Annotated in this window: 1 protein-coding gene and 2 pseudogenes; all 3 read left to right on the top strand. The window is 36.7% G+C overall.

Annotated features, from left to right (window positions below; all coding sequences use genetic code 11):
- Positions 1-491: pseudogene (locus tag DMP16_RS08665) on the top strand (DNA-directed RNA polymerase subunit B); the annotation flags it as partial.
- Complete coding sequence (rpoA1, locus tag DMP16_RS08670) at positions 484-3,126, top strand: DNA-directed RNA polymerase subunit A' (protein WP_069282471.1); 2,643 nt, start codon at positions 484-486, stop codon at positions 3,124-3,126. The pseudogene DMP16_RS08665 and the gene rpoA1, both read left to right, overlap by 8 nt.
- Positions 3,123-3,356 (top strand): annotated as a pseudogene (locus DMP16_RS08675) (DNA-directed RNA polymerase subunit A''); the annotation flags it as partial. The gene rpoA1 and the pseudogene DMP16_RS08675, both read left to right, overlap by 4 nt.

The following is a 3,356-nucleotide window of genomic DNA, read 5'->3' on the forward strand; positions in this document are numbered from 1 at the left end:
CAACAGAAGTTGTATATGATGGGAGAACTGGGCAGAAATTGTTATCTAGGATATATTTTGGTGTAGTTTACTACCAAAAACTGCATCATATGGTAGCTGATAAAATACATGCTAGAGCTAGAGGTCCAGTGCAAATACTAACTAGACAACCAACTGAGGGAAGAGCTAGAGAAGGCGGCCTTAGGTTTGGTGAGATGGAGAGGGATTGCTTAATAGGTTTTGGGACAGCTATGTTAATTAGGGACAGGTTACTTGATAACTCAGATAAGACGACAATTTACGTATGTGAGCAATGCGGATATATTGGATGGTATGATAGGAATAAGAATAAGTATGTGTGTCCTATACATGGAGACAGATCTAACTTATATGCCGTAACAGTCTCCTATGCATTTAAACTTTTAATTCAAGAATTAATGAGTATGATAATCTCACCAAGATTAGTTTTGGAGGATAAGGTCATCATAAATAAGGGTGATCATAATGAGTGAAAAAGCTATAAAAGGAGTAAAATTTGGAATATTGTCACCAGACGAAATAAGGAAGATGTCAGTAACGGCTATTATAACACCAGACGTGTATGATGAAGACGGAACTCCAATAGAAGGTAGCGTAATGGATCCTAGATTAGGTGTAATAGAACCAGCTCAAAAGTGCCCCACTTGTGGGAATACATTAGGTAATTGTCCAGGACATTTTGGACATATAGAGTTAGTTAGACCTGTAATACACGTTGGTTTTGTAAAACACGTCTATGATTTCTTAAGAGCTACTTGTAAGAGATGTGGACGGCTCAAAATATCGCAAGAGGAAATTGATAAATATTCAAGAATATATAATGCTATACGTAGAAGATGGCCTTCGGCAGCTAGAAGATTAACAGAGTATATAAAGAAAACAGCCATTAAGTCCCAAGAATGTCCACACTGTGGTGAGAAGCAATATAAAATAAAATTGGAAAAGCCATATAATTTCTATGAAGAGAGAAAAGAAGGTGTAATGAAGCTATCCCCGTCAGATATTAGAGAGAGATTAGAGAAAATTCCTGATACTGACGTAGAAATTATGGGATATGATCCTAAGACTAGTAGACCAGAATGGATGATTTTAACTGTATTACCAGTACCTCCTATCACAATAAGACCTTCTATAATGATTGAGAGTGGTATAAGAGCTGAGGATGACTTAACTCATAAATTGGTGGATATTGTAAGGATAAATGAGAGGTTAAAGGAAAGTATTGATGCTGGTGCACCTCAATTAATAATAGAAGATTTATGGGATTTACTACAGTATCATGTATCAACGTATTTTGATAACGAAATACCCGGCTTACCTCCATCTAAACATAGATCCGGTAGACCTTTAAGGACATTAGCACAGAGATTAAAAGGTAAGGAAGGTAGATTTAGAGGAAACCTATCTGGTAAAAGAGTCGATTTCTCTTCAAGAACTGTTATTTCGCCAGATCCTAATATTAGTATTGATGAAGTAGGAGTGCCAGAGTTAGTAGCTAGAACGTTAACAGTTCCAGAAAGAGTTACACCTTGGAATATAGAAAAACTAAGACAAATTATTATAAATGGACCTGATAAGTGGCCTGGAGCAAACTATGTGATAAGGCCAGATGGAAGACGAATAGATCTTAGATATGTTAAAGATAGGAAAGAGTTATCTTCTACCATATCTGTTGGCTATATAGTAGAGAGACATTTGATTGATGGAGACGTTGTGCTTTTTAATAGGCAGCCGTCTCTACATAGAATATCTATGATGGCTCATAGAGTTAAAGTACTAAAAGGTCTTACTTTCAGGCTTAATTTGCTAGTATGTCCACCCTATAACGCTGATTTTGATGGAGATGAAATGAACTTACATGTTCCCCAGTCAGAGGAGGCAATAGCTGAAGCTAGGGAAATAATGTTAGTTCATAAGAACATTATTACCCCTAGATACGGTGGTCCAATAATTGGTGCAGCTCAAGATTACATAAGTGGAGCTTACTTATTAACAGTTAAGACAACACTATTAACTAAGGAAGAAGCTCAAGAAATTTTAGGCGTAGCTGATGTTAAAGTAGATTTAGGAGAACCAGCTATTCTAGCACCAAAAGAATATTACACTGGGAAACAAGTCGTCAGTATTTTCTTGCCTAAAGACTTCAATTTTCATGGACAGGCTAATGTAAGTAGTGGTCCAAGGCTCTGTAAGAATGAGGATTGCCCACACGACTCATTTGTTGTAATTAAGAAAGGTATCCTATTAGAAGGAGTATTTGATAAGAAAGCTATTGGAAATCAACAGCCAGAAAGTATACTTCATTGGCTTATTAAGGAATATTCTCCAGAGTATGGAAAATGGTTAATGGACAACTTATTTAGAGTATTCATAAGATTTATTGAATTGCACGGCTTTACTATGACTCTTGAAGATGTATCCTTAGAAGATAGTATAAAGAAGGAGATATATAGTGAGATAGATAAAGCCAAGGTTGAGGTTAATAACTACATAGAAAAGTATAAGAAAGGAGAGTTAGAACCTATTCCGGGTAGAACTTTGGAAGAGAGCCTTGAGAATTACATTTTGGATACTTTAGATAAATTAAGGAGTACTGCAGGTGATATTGCAAGCAAATATTTAGATCCATTTAATTTTGCTTACGTTATGGCTAGAACTGGAGCTAGGGGTAGCGTGTTAAACATTACCCAGATGGCTGCCATGTTAGGGCAACAATCTGTAAGGGGAGAGAGGATTAGAAGAGGTTATACGACTAGGACACTTCCACACTTTAAACCCTACGATATTTCTCCAGAAGCAAAGGGGTTCATTTACTCCTCATTTAGAAGCGGGCTGAATCCAATAGAGTTATTCTTCCATGCAGCAGGAGGTAGGGAAGGGCTAGTTGATACTGCAGTGAGAACTTCACAGAGTGGATACATGCAGAGAAGGTTAATTAATGCCTTATCTGATCTAAGAGTGGAATATGATGGTACTGTGAGAAGTCTTTATGGCGAAGTAATTCAAACCGCTTATGGTGATGATGGAGTATTCCCAATGTATTCAGCTCATGGTAAGTCTATTGATGCAAATAGAATTTTAGAAAGAGTAGTGGGGTGGAAGACATGATAGACGAGAGAGATAAACAATATCTGGAAGAGAAAGCAGAGAAAGCTTCCTCAATTCTTCCACAAAAAGTAGTAAATGACTTGAAAAATTTAATTGTAAGTAAAGATGTTTTGATAAGCAGGGACGAAATAGACAAGATATTTGAGTTAGCCATAAATGAATATAGTAATGGTTTAGTGGAACCTGGTGAACCAATAGGTATTGTAGCTGCTCAGTCGATAGGAGAACCT

Source organism: Sulfolobus sp. B1 (assembly GCF_007050195.1).
In the GTDB taxonomy this organism is placed as follows: Archaea; Thermoproteota; Thermoprotei_A; order Sulfolobales; family Sulfolobaceae; genus Saccharolobus.